The 14,237-nt window shown below is 64.6% G+C and carries 16 protein-coding genes; 9 read left to right on the top strand and 7 right to left on the bottom strand.

Translation table 11 applies throughout. The features are described from left to right. Window positions 1-6: 6 nt before the first annotated feature. Window positions 7-324 (bottom strand): hypothetical protein, encoded by a 318-nt coding sequence (locus tag ACIBG0_RS13610; protein WP_397032281.1) that lies wholly within the window; start codon window positions 322-324, stop codon window positions 7-9. A 134-nt stretch (window positions 325-458) separates the two neighbouring features. Between ACIBG0_RS13610 and ACIBG0_RS13605 the strand changes: the two genes are divergently transcribed. From ACIBG0_RS13605 to ACIBG0_RS13595, 3 genes are all read left to right on the top strand, one after another. Next, window positions 459-875 (top strand): CBS domain-containing protein, encoded by a 417-nt coding sequence (locus ACIBG0_RS13605; protein WP_397032279.1) that lies wholly within the window; start codon window positions 459-461, stop codon window positions 873-875. Between the two features lie 130 nt (window positions 876-1,005). Further along, window positions 1,006-1,572 (top strand): hemerythrin domain-containing protein, encoded by a 567-nt coding sequence (locus ACIBG0_RS13600; RefSeq protein WP_397032277.1) that lies wholly within the window; start codon window positions 1,006-1,008, stop codon window positions 1,570-1,572. A gap of 5 nt (window positions 1,573-1,577) precedes the next feature. Next, window positions 1,578-3,692 carry a catalase gene (locus ACIBG0_RS13595; protein ID WP_397032275.1) on the top strand — a complete coding sequence of 705 codons (2,115 nt, stop codon included), beginning with the start codon at window positions 1,578-1,580 and terminating at the stop codon, window positions 3,690-3,692. Between the two features lie 10 nt (window positions 3,693-3,702). On the opposite strand, the gene ACIBG0_RS13590 is transcribed toward ACIBG0_RS13595, so the two are convergent. After that, complete coding sequence (locus ACIBG0_RS13590) at window positions 3,703-4,656, bottom strand: TIGR03557 family F420-dependent LLM class oxidoreductase (protein WP_397032273.1); 954 nt, start codon at window positions 4,654-4,656, stop codon at window positions 3,703-3,705. A gap of 90 nt (window positions 4,657-4,746) precedes the next feature. Then, window positions 4,747-4,947, bottom strand: coding sequence for a hypothetical protein (locus ACIBG0_RS13585; RefSeq protein ID WP_397032271.1), 201 nt, complete (start codon window positions 4,945-4,947; stop codon window positions 4,747-4,749). A gap of 196 nt (window positions 4,948-5,143) precedes the next feature. Here ACIBG0_RS13585 and ACIBG0_RS13580 point away from each other — a divergent pair, with 196 nt between their 5' ends. Beyond that, on the top strand, window positions 5,144-5,401 hold the full coding sequence (locus ACIBG0_RS13580) for a cold shock domain-containing protein (RefSeq protein ID WP_397032269.1): 258 nt from the start codon (window positions 5,144-5,146) through the stop codon (window positions 5,399-5,401). Between the two features lie 33 nt (window positions 5,402-5,434). Here the strand turns inward: ACIBG0_RS13580 and ACIBG0_RS13575 are convergent, their stop codons facing one another. After that, a complete protein-coding gene (locus ACIBG0_RS13575) occupies window positions 5,435-6,463 on the bottom strand; it encodes an alpha/beta hydrolase (protein ID WP_397032268.1) in 1,029 nt (342 codons plus the stop codon). 121 nt (window positions 6,464-6,584) lie between these two features. On the opposite strand from ACIBG0_RS13575, the gene ACIBG0_RS13570 reads away from it, so the two are divergent. Continuing rightward, window positions 6,585-7,622 carry a hypothetical protein gene (locus ACIBG0_RS13570; protein ID WP_397032266.1) on the top strand — a complete coding sequence of 346 codons (1,038 nt, stop codon included), beginning with the start codon at window positions 6,585-6,587 and terminating at the stop codon, window positions 7,620-7,622. Here the strand turns inward: ACIBG0_RS13570 and ACIBG0_RS13565 are convergent. Beyond that, window positions 7,619-8,410, bottom strand: a complete 792-nt coding sequence (locus ACIBG0_RS13565) for an SAM-dependent methyltransferase (RefSeq protein ID WP_397032264.1) — start codon at window positions 8,408-8,410, stop codon at window positions 7,619-7,621. The genes ACIBG0_RS13570 and ACIBG0_RS13565 overlap by 4 nt on opposite strands. A 242-nt stretch (window positions 8,411-8,652) precedes the next feature. Here ACIBG0_RS13565 and ACIBG0_RS13560 point away from each other — a divergent pair, with 242 nt between their 5' ends. Next, window positions 8,653-9,201: an RNA polymerase sigma factor gene (locus ACIBG0_RS13560; RefSeq protein ID WP_397032263.1), complete on the top strand. Its 549-nt coding sequence runs from the start codon at window positions 8,653-8,655 to the stop codon at window positions 9,199-9,201. A gap of 449 nt (window positions 9,202-9,650) precedes the next feature. Here the strand turns inward: ACIBG0_RS13560 and ACIBG0_RS13555 are convergent, their stop codons facing one another. Then, a complete protein-coding gene (locus tag ACIBG0_RS13555; RefSeq protein WP_397032261.1) occupies window positions 9,651-10,064 on the bottom strand; it encodes a DUF5997 family protein in 414 nt (137 codons plus the stop codon). An 83-nt stretch (window positions 10,065-10,147) separates the two neighbouring features. Between ACIBG0_RS13555 and ACIBG0_RS13550 the strand changes: the two genes are divergently transcribed. Continuing rightward, complete coding sequence (locus ACIBG0_RS13550; protein ID WP_397032259.1) at window positions 10,148-11,071, top strand: LysR family transcriptional regulator; 924 nt, start codon at window positions 10,148-10,150, stop codon at window positions 11,069-11,071. A gap of 41 nt (window positions 11,072-11,112) precedes the next feature. On the opposite strand, the gene ACIBG0_RS13545 is transcribed toward ACIBG0_RS13550, so the two are convergent. Continuing rightward, entirely contained in the window at window positions 11,113-11,379 is a 267-nt protein-coding gene (locus ACIBG0_RS13545) for a DUF2631 domain-containing protein (RefSeq protein WP_397032257.1), read from the bottom strand. 161 nt (window positions 11,380-11,540) lie between these two features. On the opposite strand from ACIBG0_RS13545, the gene dxr reads away from it, so the two are divergent. Together dxr and ACIBG0_RS13535 are read left to right on the top strand one after the other, a co-directional pair. Next, entirely contained in the window at window positions 11,541-12,692 is a 1,152-nt protein-coding gene (gene dxr / locus ACIBG0_RS13540; protein WP_397032255.1) for a 1-deoxy-D-xylulose-5-phosphate reductoisomerase, read from the top strand. Window positions 12,693-12,870: 178 nt separating this feature from the next. After that, a complete protein-coding gene (locus ACIBG0_RS13535; protein WP_397032253.1) occupies window positions 12,871-14,073 on the top strand; it encodes a M50 family metallopeptidase in 1,203 nt (400 codons plus the stop codon). Window positions 14,074-14,237: the final 164 nt, after the last annotated feature.

Below are 14,237 nucleotides of genomic sequence, written 5' to 3'. Positions count from 1 at the left end.
TGCGGGTCAGTGGCCGCCCGGCTCGAGCAGTTCGCGGCCCTCGTCGGCCTTGACTCGGCGGTGTTCGGCAACGATGAGTCCGCCGCCGCAGATCAGGCAGACGACCGCGGCGATGCCTGCGATGATGGCCCAACCGGCGAATCCGTAGCCTGCGGCGGTGAGGGTAAGGGCGGCGGCGACTACGCCGAGCAGTACCAGGATGACGCCGGGCCAGTTGTGGGTGTCGGCGATCAATTCGCCCGCGTGGTTTCTGGTGTTGCGTGCGCGGTCCGGGAAGTCGGAGCGCAGCCGGTCGGATTCGGGCTGGTCGGATCCAGGAAACATGGCGTCCTCTCCGTTCGGATGGATCGTCGTGTTCAAGCGGATACCCCGGATGTTGAGGATCAATCAGGGGTGTATCGGGCATCTCGACGGGTACCGCGAATCCGAGTCTGCTTGCGATGAATAGGAGGATAACCATGACAACCGCGCGTGAACTCATGACCGAGGGCGTGCAGTGTGTGCGATCCAGCGATTCGGTGCTGGAGGCCGCCAAGCTGATGAAACAGCTGAGTGTGGGCGCGCTGCCGATCTGCGGTGAGGACAATCGGCTCAAGGGCATGCTCACCGACCGCGACATCGTGGTGAAGGTGCTCGCCGAGAACAAGGATCCACTCGGCGTCAAGGCCGGAGAACTGGCCGAGGGCACACCGATCACGGTGCAGGCGAGTACCGATGCCGATGAGGTGCTCAATGTGATGTCGGTGCATCAGATCCGCCGGGTGCCGGTGCTCGACGGCGACCAGTTGGTGGGCATTGTGGCGCAGGCCGATGTGGCCGTCGCGCTCGGCAATGCCGATACCGGCGGCGTGGTAGAGGCGGTGTCGACGGACTGACCCGACCTGCGAATCGACTCGGCTCCAACTCGTCCGCACGGCCCTGGCCTCAGGTGTGACTGTGCGGCTTGCGGGTATGCGCGGACGAGAGGAGCCGCGGTGGCTCCGTCCCCGATCGAGGAGGTACGCAATGGCCACCGGTCAGAAGGAAGACGTCGTCACGCTCTTGCTGGCACAGCACGAACTGATCAAGGGCCTGATCGAAAAAGTACAGCTTGCGCAGGGTGCGGCCAAGCGCGAGCCGTTCGAGGAGTTGGTCCGCGCGCTGGCCGTGCACGAGAGCGCCGAAGAGGAAGTGGTGCATCCGGCATCACGGCGCGCATCGGTGCCCGCCAGCGTTGTCGATGACAGGTTGCACGAAGAGCAAGAGGCCAAGCGCGTGCTGGCCGAGCTCTACGACCTGGGCGTGCAGCACAAGGACTTCGATACGAAGTTCCGCTCCTTCGCCGAATCGGTAATCGAACACGCCGAGCTGGAGGAGAAGGAGGAATTCGACCAGCTGCGCCAAGAGCTCTCAGCCAGTGAGAGCGCGGTGCTCGCCGATGTCGTGCGGGTCGCGGAGGCTGTCGCCCCGACCCGGCCGCATCCGGAGGCGGGCGAGTCGGCACTGGTGAATATCGTTGCCGGACCGCCACTTGCGCTCTTCGACCGGATTCGCGACGCGGTGCGCGATTGGCGCCGCAAGACCGAGGGGTGAGCGGCGTGACCGACGCGACGAACAAAAACGGCGCATCGAATGAGAAGCAGCGCCAGCTGGATCGATACCGGGTGGATCGCGAACAAGGGAAGCTGACCACACAGCAGGGCGTACGGGTGGACAGCACCGATGACGCCCTGAAAGTGGGGGAGCGCGGATCGACGCTGCTCGCCGATTTCCATGCCAGAGAGAAGATCACCCACTTCGATCACGAGCGGATTCCAGAGCGGGTGGTCCATGCCAGAGGTGCGGGTGCCTACGGACACTTCCGGCCCTACGACGGCTGGCTCGGCCAATTCACCACCGCCCGCTTCCTCACTGATTCGAGCGTGGAAACACCGGTGTTCGTGCGATTTTCGACCGTCGCTGGTTCGCGCGGATCCGCCGATACCGTGCGCGATGTGCGTGGCTTCGCGACGAAATTCTATACCGCCCAGGGCAATTACGATCTGGTCGGCAATAACTTCCCGGTGTTCTTCATCCAGGATGGAATCAAATTCCCGGACTTCGTACATGCGGTGAAACCCGAGCCACACAACGAGATTCCGCAGGCCGCCTCCGCGCACGACACCCTGTGGGACTTCGTCGGGCAGCAACCGGAGACGCTGCATGCGATCATGTGGCTGATGTCGGACCGAGCACTGCCGCGCAGCTATCGCATGATGCAGGGCTTCGGCGTGCACACCTTCCGGCTCGTCAACAGCGAAGGTCGAGGTACCTTCGTGAAGTTCCACTGGACACCGAAACTGGGCGTGCACTCGCTGGTGTGGGACGAATGTCAGCAGATCGCCGGACGTGATCCCGACTTCAACCGACGCGATCTGTGGGACTGCATCGCGGCAGGCCAGTATCCGGAGTGGGAGCTGGGCGTGCAGCTGGTCTCGGACGAGAATGAATTCGGCTTCGACTTCGACCTCCTCGATGCGACGAAGATCATTCCGGAGGAGCAGGTTCCGGTGCAGCCGGTGGGGCGTATGGTGCTGGATCGCAATCCGGACAACTTCTTCGCCGAGACCGAGCAGGTGGCCTTCCACACGGCCAATCTGGTGCCCGGCATCGATTTCACCGATGATCCGCTGCTGCAGTTGCGCAACTTCTCCTACCTCGACACCCAGCTGATCCGTTTGGGCGGGCCGAATTTCGCCCAGTTGCCGATCAATCAGCCGGTCGCGGATGTGCGCAATCACCAGCAGGACGGCTTCGGCCAACACGCCATCCCGCAGGGCGAGGCCGCGTATACCAAGAACACCATCGGTGGGGGTTGTCCGGCATTGGCGGACACCGAGATGTTCCGGCACTACGCCGAGCCGCTCACCGGTTCAGCTATTCGGCAGCGCGCCAGCAGTTTTCGGGAGTACTACCGCCAGCCACGAATGTTCTGGCGCAGCATGTCACCGCCGGAGGCCGATCATATTGTCGCCGCCTTCGCCTTCGAACTCGGCAAGGTGGAGCGGGTGGCCATCCGGGCCAGGGTGCTCGAACATCTGGTGCAGATCGAACCGGAGCTGGCCGAGCGGGTCGCGGGTGAGCTGGGTATGCCGGTACCGCAACCGGACTCGAATGATCGGGACGCGGTGGTATCTCCCGCACTGTCGCAACTGAATACGGTCACCGACACCATCGCGACCCGTAAGATCGCGATCCTGGCCGCCGACGGTGTGGACACACTCGGTGTACGCCGCATCAAATCGTGGTTGACCGAGCGTGGTGCGATCCCCGAAGTGCTTGCGCCGCATGCCGGTACGTTGGGCGGTGACGGCAGTGACGGCGAAACCCTGGCGGTGGACCGTTCGCTGGCGACCGTTGCTTCGGTGCTCTATGACGCGGTGCTCGTCGCGGGTGGAAAACGATCCGCCGACACGCTGGCGGGCAATGGCGCGGCGGTGCACTTCGTCCTGGAGGCGTTCAAACACGTCAAAGCGATCGGCGGCTTCGGCGATGGTGTCACGCTGCTGCGAGTCGCCGGTGTCGTATCCGACACCGATCATGACGCGCTAGCGGGTGTCTTCACCACGAACGCGAGCGGTGCGGGCGTGACCGAGGACTTCATCGAGGCTTTCGCGAATGCGGTTGCCCGGCATCGCGTCTGGAACCGGGCGACCGTCGCGGTACCGGCCTAGCGATCTCGGTTCAGCTCAGGGCGGGCTGGATCTCCTTCTCCCAAGCGGTGAAGAAGCCGTCCAGATCGGGCCCGATCTGTTGGACGTACAGTTCGTCGACACCGGCATCGAGATACTGCCGAAGTTGGCGGATATGGCGTTCCGGATCGGGCCCGGTGGCGAAGTGGTCGCGGGTGGACTCGCGATCGATCAGGCTCATCGCGTCCTCGAAATCGCGTGGCCGCGGCAGCGTTTGGGAAAGCTGGCCCGGCAGTAGCTCATTGGCCCAGAGGCGGTGTGCGGCGTCCAGGCCCGACTCCTCGTCGCGGGACCAGCTGACCTTGGCGCCCGCCTGTACCGGTTTCGCGCCGCCGCTCGCGGTGCGGAAGGTGTCGACCGCATCGGCATCGGGCAGTACGGTGCAGAAGCCGTCGCCGATGCGCGCCGCCAATTGCGTTGCCTGCGGGCCGAATCCGGAGATGTAGATCGGCACCGGAGCATCGGGCAGCGTATAGATTCTGGCGTCCTGCACGGTGTAGTACTCGCCGCGGTGGTTGACGTTACCGCCGCGGTGCAGTCGCCGAATCAGCTGGACCGCTTCCTCCAGCATTTCGAGCCGGACCGTGGGCGATGGCCACGGATCGCCGAGAATGTGCTCGTTGAGCGCCTCCCCGCTGCCGACGCCGAGAACGAAGTTGCCGCCGAGTTGGACGGCGGCGGTCGCGGCGGCCTGCGCGATGATTACGGGATGGATGCGGACGGTGGGGCAGGTGACCGCCGTGGTAATCGGCAGGTCGGTTGCCTCCGAGAGCGCCCCGATGGTGCCCCACACGAAGGGACTGTGGCCCTCGGCGTCATTCCAGGGATGGAAATGGTCGGAGATCCACAGCCGTTCGAACCCCGCCTGTTCGGCGCGTTTGGCCTGCTCGACGAGTTCTTTCGGCCCGAACTGTTCGCTGGCTAAGAAATATCCGAAGGTGACCATGTCGGGCGCTTACCCAGGTTCGCCAATGATATTCGACGCATGCGAACGGGCCCCGGCTCGCGATGACCGAGGCCCGTTCGACCGTTGGAGCTAGCTGCCGCTGTGGCTGTGCTGGCCGCCCTTCTGCTTGGCCGCCGTCGGCTGCGCCTGTGCGCCCTTACGACCGGCCTCGTGCGGGTCTGCGGCGTTTTCCTGGCCGAAGCTGCCGGTGCTGGCCTTTCCGCCCTTGCTGGCCTGCTCCTGGGTGTCCTTGCGATTACCGAACTGCCCGGGGTTCTTCGGATCTGCCATGATCGGCACTCCTTTTCGGTAGTTGGAACTATCTGCGGCCCCGGTTCGGACCACATCTGCGACCTACCCCGGATCGAGCCGACTAATCGGGTTGATGTGTGGCGTTTTCGCGTCCCGAAAAGCGGTGTTTGCCAGTGGCATTCGCGGGTAGGCCGAATGCGGGGGTATCGCCGATCCCGACCTCGCGGAGGCTACGATGAGCAGCGTTATCGATCCGACCTCGGTATGGCTGACAGGTACGGTGGCCTGGTTCGACGAACAGCGTGGGTTCGGCTTCATCGAACCCGATGGTGTCCGGCAGTGGCCGGTGTTCGTCGAATACAGCCATATCGATGTGCCGGGCTATCGCGCACTCACCGAAGGTCAGCTGGTGCGTTACCGGTGCGATCCCGAGGCGCAAGGTCGCGCGGCCGCGGTCGTGCGTCCATACCTGCCGCAGGACAGCCTCTTGTGATCGCGGCACGTCGACCACCGCGAGCGGGTCGAGTTATCCGACGACCGACTTCATCCAGTCGATGACGGCGGTCTGATACTGCGCGGTGTTGCGTGCGAGATTCACCGAATGTCCACTGCCGGGCAGCACGAATGTGCGCAACCGCGCGGCCGGACTGAAAAACGCCGCCTCCGCGGCCTGCAGGGTCGCGCTGTCGGCGCAGATCGAATAGGCGGGTCCGCACGACAGCCGGTCCAAACTGCCATTGACCAGCATGACCGGAGCGGTGATCGAACTCGACATTCCGGGCAGCGTGGAGGTGAGCCCGTCGGGATATTCGGTGAGCGAGAAGGTTTCCTTGGTCGCTTCATCGATCGCGAGCACCTGTGGATCGACATTATCCGGACCGAAGAAATCAGCGGCCCGGGTGCCCGGCCGAGTCACCAGATAGCCCGAATCGTATCCCCGGCTGGCGAATACGGGATCCTGCACCGCTTGGTAGTAGGTGCTGATCACGCCGAGAACGTCCGGCACGCTCAGGGTGTGCGAATATCCGGTGAGCAGCACACCGTCGACATCGTGATAAGTGGTGGCCTCTATCACCGAGGTGCCCGAACTCAGCGAATGACCAGCGGTGACGACCTTGCCGAACGGTTGTGCGCCCGCGAGTCCGTGGCGCAGGCCCTGCACGATGTTGTGCAGGGCTTCCGCCGTCGCGGTCGCGCTCAGTGACATGCTCGGCGGGCGGGTGCTCGAGCCGTTACCGAGTCGATCGGCTACCAGCGTCGCGTAGCCCGCGGCGTTCATCGCGCGCCGGAAGTTGTAAGTCTCTGGTGCGTAAGGGAAGTCCCAGTAGGTGTGGTTGTAATTGGAGCCCGCCATCAACACCATGACGGTGTCGGTCGGCCGATCCGGCAGGCACAGCGTCGCGCCCAAACTCCCCTGCGGTACCGGGAAGGAGATCTCCTGACAACGGTCGGGTGCGGCCGCCGGATCGGCACCGGCAGCCCCCGGTACCACGCCGAGCATTGACGCCACCGCGGTAGCGGCCACCAGCATTCGGGCGTAGAGCTTGTTCGTCACCGCGTTCCCTCCGAATGGGAAATATCTTGCGCCGCGCCATCTTCTGGCGAATCACCATACCGCACACGAAGATCCGTAGCTATGGGGTTGCGTGGCGGAGACGCGATCTACGATGCACAGCATGGGTTCGCGCGGTGTGCATTTCGTTGGCAGCTTTCCGGGGACGAGTACGGAGGACGCTATGCGTGCGATGCTCGATGCCGCGGGACCGCGATTACGCACGCTCCCTACTGGGGAAACGCGCCGCTATGAGTTCTACATTCAGCCGATCATCGAGGATCTGGTGGCGCAGGGCGCGTTGGAAGTGAAGAAGTTGGGCACGTGGCGGTCGAGTAGAGAACGGACCATCCACCGTGTCCCGTCCGGTCGCGAACTGACGGGCGACATGATGGATCTCGGATATCTCGGCGAGGCCGAGGAGGCGCTGGCGGTATTCCGCGATTTGCGCGCGGCGCGCGAGCTGCCCGAGCTGACTCTCCAGATCGGGATGCCGACCGATTTCACCCTGGCCTTCATCGCCATGGGCATTCCCGGTGTCCGGTCGCACCGCAAGGCATTTCGTGACGCGACCGTGCGCGATATCACGGCCATCCACGAACTGGTCGGTACCGACGTGGTCGTGCAATTGGAGGCCACCGCGGAAATGGTGCTCATGGCGAAGACGCAACCATTGCACCGACGCTTGGAGGCGGCGTTGCGTCTCGGGGAGGGGATTGCGGCGCTGGCCGAATCCGCGCCTGCTGGAACGAAATTCGGTGTGCACCTGTGCGTCGGCAGTATGCGCAACAAGTCCAGGGTTCGCATGCGTGATCTACGCCCGTTCGTCGAGCTGGCCAATTCCGTTGTCCGGCAGTGGCCTTCGGATCGTCCGCTGACCTTTGTGCACGCTCCGCTCGCGGCGGGAGATATCCCGCCGTCCGCGGATCCCGGGTTCTACGCACCTCTTGCCGACCTGGCACTCGACACGGGCACCAATTTCTATGCGGGATTCGTCCACGACAGTCCCACGGTGGCAGAGCAGGTCGAGACCTTAGGGCTGATCGAGAACGCCCTGGGTAGACCGGTGGACGGCGTCGCGAGTGCGTGCGGACTCGGTCGCCGTCCGCGTCCGATCGCCGACGCACTCGCGGCACGCGCAGAAGCGCTCGCCGCGACCTAGGGCTTACGGCCCATGCCGCCCAACAGCACCAACTTTGTGCGCGGTAGATCGTCGTCGAGCCAATCTTGTACCGGCACCAGACCGGGTTCGACCACCTCGAAGCCGTCCAGGTATGCGGCCACCATCTCCGGGGTCCGGTATTGGACCTGCGCCGAGCTGCCGTCGGTATCGCCGATCGACTGCGCGACGAACTCCGCGTGTGTATCGACCGATCCGTGAGTGAAGGCCAGGATACTTCCCGGTGCCATCACATCGCGCAGTCGCGCGATGATCCCAGCCGGGTCTTCGTCGTCCATCACGAAGTGCAGTACGCCGACGATCAGAATCGCTACCGGCTGGTCGAAGTCGATCTGTCCTTCGGTCCGCGCCATTTCGATGATCTCGTCCGTTCGGCGAATATCACCGAGTATCGATGTGACACCGGATGTACCGGACAGCAGTGCGTTGGTGTGCACGTACACGACCGGGTCGTAGTCGATCATCACGACGCGTGCCGAGGGATCGACCTTCTGCGCGACCTCGTGCACATTGGGCGAGATGGGGATTCCGGCACCGATATCGATGAACTGCCGAATCCCCTGCTGAGCCGCGTCTTCCACGGCGTTGAGGAGGAATTTACGACTGAACCAGGCCGTCGTCTTGGTGTCCGGCGCGACCGCGAGCATTCGCTCGGCGACCCGCTGGTCCACCTCGTAGTTGTCCTTACCGCCGAGCAGGTAGTTGTACACCCGAGCAGCGTTGGGCTTGGATGGATCGACGCGCACTGGCGCCCGATCGGCCTCGGCCACCGCACCTCCTAGATGTCCTTCGACACATCGTAACAACGTCTGGTCGTTTGTCCGTGTGGATCGAACTGCGCCGCTGGATCGCGGTGAATCCTTTGTGTGGGTTTACACCTCTCATACTTGTGTCGGCAACACGGCCGGCACGAGATCGGGAGGTATGTCGTGATCATTGCCGCGATTGTTGTTGGGGCACTGCTCATTTGCGCGTGCAGTATCACCGTGCTGCGACGGTGGAGCCGGTCGCGATGACCGAAGTGTGCTGGCCCGACGAACATCTCGTCGCCGCGGCGCGGGCGGGCGATATCGACTCGATCACCACGCTGGTGTCCGGATCGCATCCGCATGTGCGTCGATTCGCGTACTCGCTGTGCGCGTCGCCGGAGGATGCCGAGGATGCGGCGCAGGAAGCATTGATCATTCTGTATCGCAAGATCGGCACATTGCGGGCATCGGGTGCGTTGGCCTCGTGGATGTTTCGGATTGTGCGCAATGAATGTCTGCGTCAACTGCGGTGGCATGTGCGTCGGGCCGAGCCGACTCCCGAATCGACCATCGCGTCGGCGGAGGAGGAGGCGATCAATCGCCTGGAGGCCGAGCGGGTGGCCGCGGCGATCGCGGCACTGCCCGGCGATCAGCGGCGGGTGCTGATCATGCGGGATGTGCAGGGGTACAGCGGTCGAATGGTCGCGGATCTGCTGGGCCTGAGCACCGCGGCGATGAAGTCACGGCTGCATCGGGCGCGTGCGGCGGTGCAGCAGAGTTTGGAGGTCGGTAATGCGGAAAGTATCGCGTAGCGATTCCATGCGGGGTGATGGTCGGGCGACCGGCGGGCATGAGTTCGCCAGTGCGTCGCTATCACGCCATTTGGCCCGTGGCGCAATTGGATTCGGCGCTGTAATCGGTTCCTTCGCCCTGATGCCAGCGGTCGGCCTCGTTAGCCTGCTGCTGCTACCGGTCGGCCTCGTCGCATTGCGCGGCTGCCCGACCTGCTGGGCGATCGGCCTGCTCCAGACTCTCTCCCGCGGCCGATTGCAGCGCTCGTGCACCGATGGAAGCTGTCAACTTGTCACCGCGAAACCCGGTGCGACATAACCACTTCCGCCGAAATGCAGCCGCACCCCGCCGGGTGCGGCTGCTCCAATGGTCGGGTTCGGCGCCATCCCGTCGGGCGCAGTCGAATTGCGGTGTCGGACGGCGTGCCGGGTCATCTTTCGACTGCGCTCGGCGCGCAGCCGGGCCTGCACTATGTGCGGTTCTTGGCGGGCCGGTTGGCCGCGGCGCGGCGTTCGGCCTGTTGGGTTTTGATGCGCTCGTTTTCCTCACGCACCGCGGCGTAGTTCTCGCGCTCGCGGATCAGCCATTCTGGTGGGTCGGCGAGTAGCGCGGCGATTTCCTCGGCGTTCATCGCATCGGAGACTTCGGCGCGGGCTAGGCCGGTATTGGAAACTCCGAGTTTGCGGGCGACGATATCGCGGGGGAAGGGCCCGGTCTTGCGCAGTTCGGTCAGCCAGGCCGGAGGGTTGGTGCGCAACTGTTCGAGTTCGGCGCGTGAGATCGGGGAGTTGCGGAATTCCTCGGGCGTCGCCGGAAGGTAGATGCCGAGCTTGTTCGCCGCGGTCAGCGGCTTCATGGTCTGCGGTTTCTTATCCGGGCTCACCGGTACAGACTATCCGGCCCGGTGCCACCCCCGGACCACCCGCCTCGCTGGTCGACAGCCCCCATGGCAATACCCTGATACGAATGAACCCCGAGTCCATCGACGTGACCCGCTTGCGCTGGTTTGTCGCGGTTGCCGAGGAACTGCATTTCGCCCGCGCGGCGAAATCGCTGCACATTTCGCGGCAGAAGTTGAGTCACACGGTGATCGACTTGGAGCAGGAACTCGGGACCAAACTTTTTGTGCCCGGTGCGCAACCGACGCAGTTGACCGAGGCCGGACAGCAGTTGCTGCACGATGCCAGGGAGATCATCACGCGCGCCGAAGAAGAGCCCGAACCGGTGGCCCCGGAGGATGTGGCACTGCGGGTCGGCTTCGTACCTGGCGTAACGGTGTCCAAATGGACGCGGATCTGGGCTGAGCGGTTTCCGGACACCCCGCTCGAGGTGATCGCGGTCCCGATGGCCGAACAACTCGCCGCGCTGCGCGACGGGCGCGTCGACGCTTGCTTCGTCCGGCTACCCATCGATCGCGAAGGTCTCAACGCGATTCCGCTCTACCGGGAGCTTCCTGTCGTCGTGCTGCCCAAGGAGCACACCTTGTCGCTGTTCGAACAGGTGGGCATGGGCGATCTGGATGGCGAACGAATCCAGGACTCGAGCGATATCGATGCGATCGCGAGCACCATCGAATTGGTCGCGGCCGGTGTCGGCGTCGCCATCGTCCCGCATTCCATTGCCCGTCTTTACGCCCGCCGCGACCTCGTCTACCGGACGATGATGGGCGTCCCTGATACCGAAATCGCCCTGGCCTGGCCAGCCGCGCAGACCACCGACCTGGTCGAGGACTTCGTCGGTATCGTGCGTGGTCGCTCGGAACGCAGCTCACGCAGCCAGGCTCAGCGCAAGAAGGCCGAGCCGAAGAAGAGCACCGCAAAACGCTCGACAAAACACGTGGTCAAGAACACCGGAGCCAAGAAAAAGCCCGCCAAGCGACGAGGGCGTTAGGCGGGCGGATCCCCAAGCGAGTCGATATCTTTCGGTGCGGACTACCGAGGCTTGCGGCGCAGGATCGAGTCGCGGATCAAGATGCCCGCGATCGCGGCCGCGAAACCGACCAGGAACACGTCCTCGATGTGGCCCTTGTGGTTGCCGATCGTCATGGCCACCAGGATTACGCAGACGATCCAGCCCGCGACGCGGAAGGTGCGGCGCGATTCCCCGCTCCAGCCCCATTCGGCGGACGGAACCTCGGCGGTATCCACGTGGGTGACGATTGCGCGGTCACTGGTGGGTTCGAGTTCCGTGGCGGCCACGATCGCTCCTTAGCTCGGTGTGGGCGTTGCTGTCGATATCGTGGCATACGACCGCTCGTCGTAGCCAGCAGGGCCGTGTTCGATCGGCAGGCGGTGCCCTCCGTCGTTACGCGGGCTACCGCCTGCGGGCGCGTCGCCAGGCCCGCTGCCACAATGGGGCCGTGTCCGACATCGTGAGAGTCCTTCTGCTCGGCAGCACCGGTTCCATCGGTACCCAGGCGCTCGAGGTGATTGCCGCCAACCCCGATAAGTTCGAGGTGGTCGGCTTGGCCGCGCGCGGCGGCAATACCGAGCTGCTCGCGGCGCAGATGGCCGCCACCGGGACCCGCAATGTCGCGGTCGCCGATCCGGCCGCGGGCACCCGACTCGACCTGGCACTGAGCGGTCCCGGCGCGGTCACCGAACTGGTGCGCCGTACCGAGGCTGATGTCGTACTCAACGCCTTGGTCGGTTCGCTCGGCCTGGAGCCGACACTTGCCACGCTGCAATCGGGCACGCGGCTGGCGCTGGCGAATAAGGAATCCCTCGTCGCGGGCGGCTCGCTGGTGACGCGCGCCGCCGCACCCGGCCAGATTGTGCCGGTCGACTCCGAACATTCCGCGCTCGCCCAGTGCCTGCGTGGCGGGCGGGCCGATGAGGTGGACCGGCTGGTGCTGACCGCGTCCGGCGGTCCGTTCCGTGGCTGGAGCACCGAAATGCTGGAATCGGTGAATCCATCCGAGGCGAAGGCGCATCCGACCTGGTCGATGGGTCTGATGAATACGCTGAATTCGGCCTCGCTGGTGAACAAGGGCCTCGAACTGATCGAGACGCATCTGCTGTTCGGGGTGCCCTACGACCGGATCGATGTCACGGTGCATCCGCAGTCGATCGTGCACTCGATGGTTACCTTCAAAGACGGCTCCACGTTGGCCCAGGCCAGCCCGCCGGATATGAAGCTGCCGATCGCACTGGCCCTCGGCTGGCCCGATCGTGTGCCCGGCGCGGCCGCCGCCTGCGACTTCAGCACCGCGTCGACCTGGGATTTCGAGCCGGTGGACAATGCGGTATTCCCGGCGGTCGAGCTGGCCAGGCAGGCTGGCACCGCTGGCGGCAGCGTCACCGCGGTCTACAACGCGGCGAATGAGATTGCGGTGCAAGCCTTCCTGGACGGGTCGATTCGTTTCCCGGCGATCGTGCGCACGGTCGCCCGCGCGGTCGAGGCAGCCGATCGGTGGCGCGCCGAACCGGAGACTTTGCAAGACGTACTCGCCGCCGACACCTGGGCCCGCGACTACGCGCGGACGCTCGTCACCGCCGATCGAACCGTATAGGGCGCGCCGTAGGACGGCGGCCTGGCAGACTTACCGGAGAGGGTTCGTCGGCGTCCGGTTACTGTGGTCGGGGTGCTCGCGGCGCGGACGGACGCGCCTGTGCGGGTAATCGCGGCCGCTGCGGGCGGCCGCACTTCATTTGAGGCGAGCTGCGCAACGCAGGAGGGCTGTACAGCAAATGGTGTTCGCGTTGGGGTTCGTTCTGTTCGCCCTCGGCATCACGATATCGATCGCACTGCACGAATGCGGGCATATGTGGGCCGCCCAGTCCACCGGCATGAAGGTGCGACGTTATTTCATCGGCTTCGGTCCGAAGATTTTCTCGTTCCAGCGCGGTGAAACCGAATACGGCCTCAAGGCGCTCCCGCTCGGTGGCTTCTGCGATATCGCGGGCATGACCGCATTGGACGAACTCGCACCCGAGGATCTCGACCGCGCCATGTACCGCCAGGACACCTGGAAGCGCCTGGTCGTGATGTTCGGCGGGATCGCGATGAACTTCGTGCTCGGCTTCCTGCTGCTGGTCGTGCTCGCGATCGGCTGGGGCCTGCCGCGCTTCGACCAGCCGCCGGCTACCACCATCGGCGCGATGAAATGTGTCGCGCAGCAGAATCCGGACAAGTCGCTTGCCGACTGCCAGGGCACCGGTCCGGCGCAGCGGGCCGGTATGCAGCGTGGTGACGTGGTCAAGGCCGTCAACGGCGTCAAGGTGACGAGCTGGCAGCAGTTCACCGCCGAAACCCAGAAGCAGACCGGTCCGTTCACCTACACCATCGAGCGCGACGGTAAGACCGAGACCATCGAGGTCACTCCGGAACGCGTCACGCGCTATCCCGAGGATGGCGGTCCGGGCCGCGAGGTCAGTGCGGTCGGCGTCGGTTCGGAGTACTACGAACCGCTGAAGTACAACGCGCTGGCCGCGATTCCGGCCGCGGGTGCGTACACCGGGCAGATGTTCGTGCGCACGGTGGAGTCGCTGGCTCAGATGCCGCAGAAGGTTTCCGCGCTGTGGACCGCGGTGACCGGCGGTGAGCGCGATCCGGAGACTCCGGTCAGTGTCTACGGCGCGAGCAAGATCGGTGGTGAGACCGCGGAGCGCGGCCTGTGGGGCGTGTTCATCCTGGTTCTGGCCAGCCTGAACTTCTTCCTCGGCGCCTTCAACCTGTTGCCGCTGCTGCCGCTGGACGGCGGGCATATCGCGGTGGTGCTCTACGAGAAGATCCGCAATACCGTCCGCGGCTGGAAGGGGCTGGCGCCGGGCGGTCCGGTCGACTATCTGAAACTGCTTCCGGTGACCTACGTCGCAGTGGTGATCGGCGGTGCGTATATGGTGCTGACGCTGGTCGCCGACATTGTGAATCCGATCCAGTTGTTCCGCTGACGCGCTAACCTGTCGCAGTTGTGCCGCGATAACTACCGCGAACGCCGGAGTGCTGGCAATTCGGGACATCTGTGTGTCATGACTCATGTCACGGCCCTCACAGGGTGAGCAGCTGCGGCACGCGGCTAAGCTCGGTAGGCGAACGGCCCGAAAAAGTACGCACG

The organism is Nocardia sp. NPDC050630 (assembly GCF_044457245.1).
Taxonomy (GTDB): Bacteria; Actinomycetota; Actinomycetes; order Mycobacteriales; family Mycobacteriaceae; genus Nocardia.
Note: the sequence above shows the minus strand (reverse complement) of the source record. Positions and strands in the feature narration are given on the sequence as shown.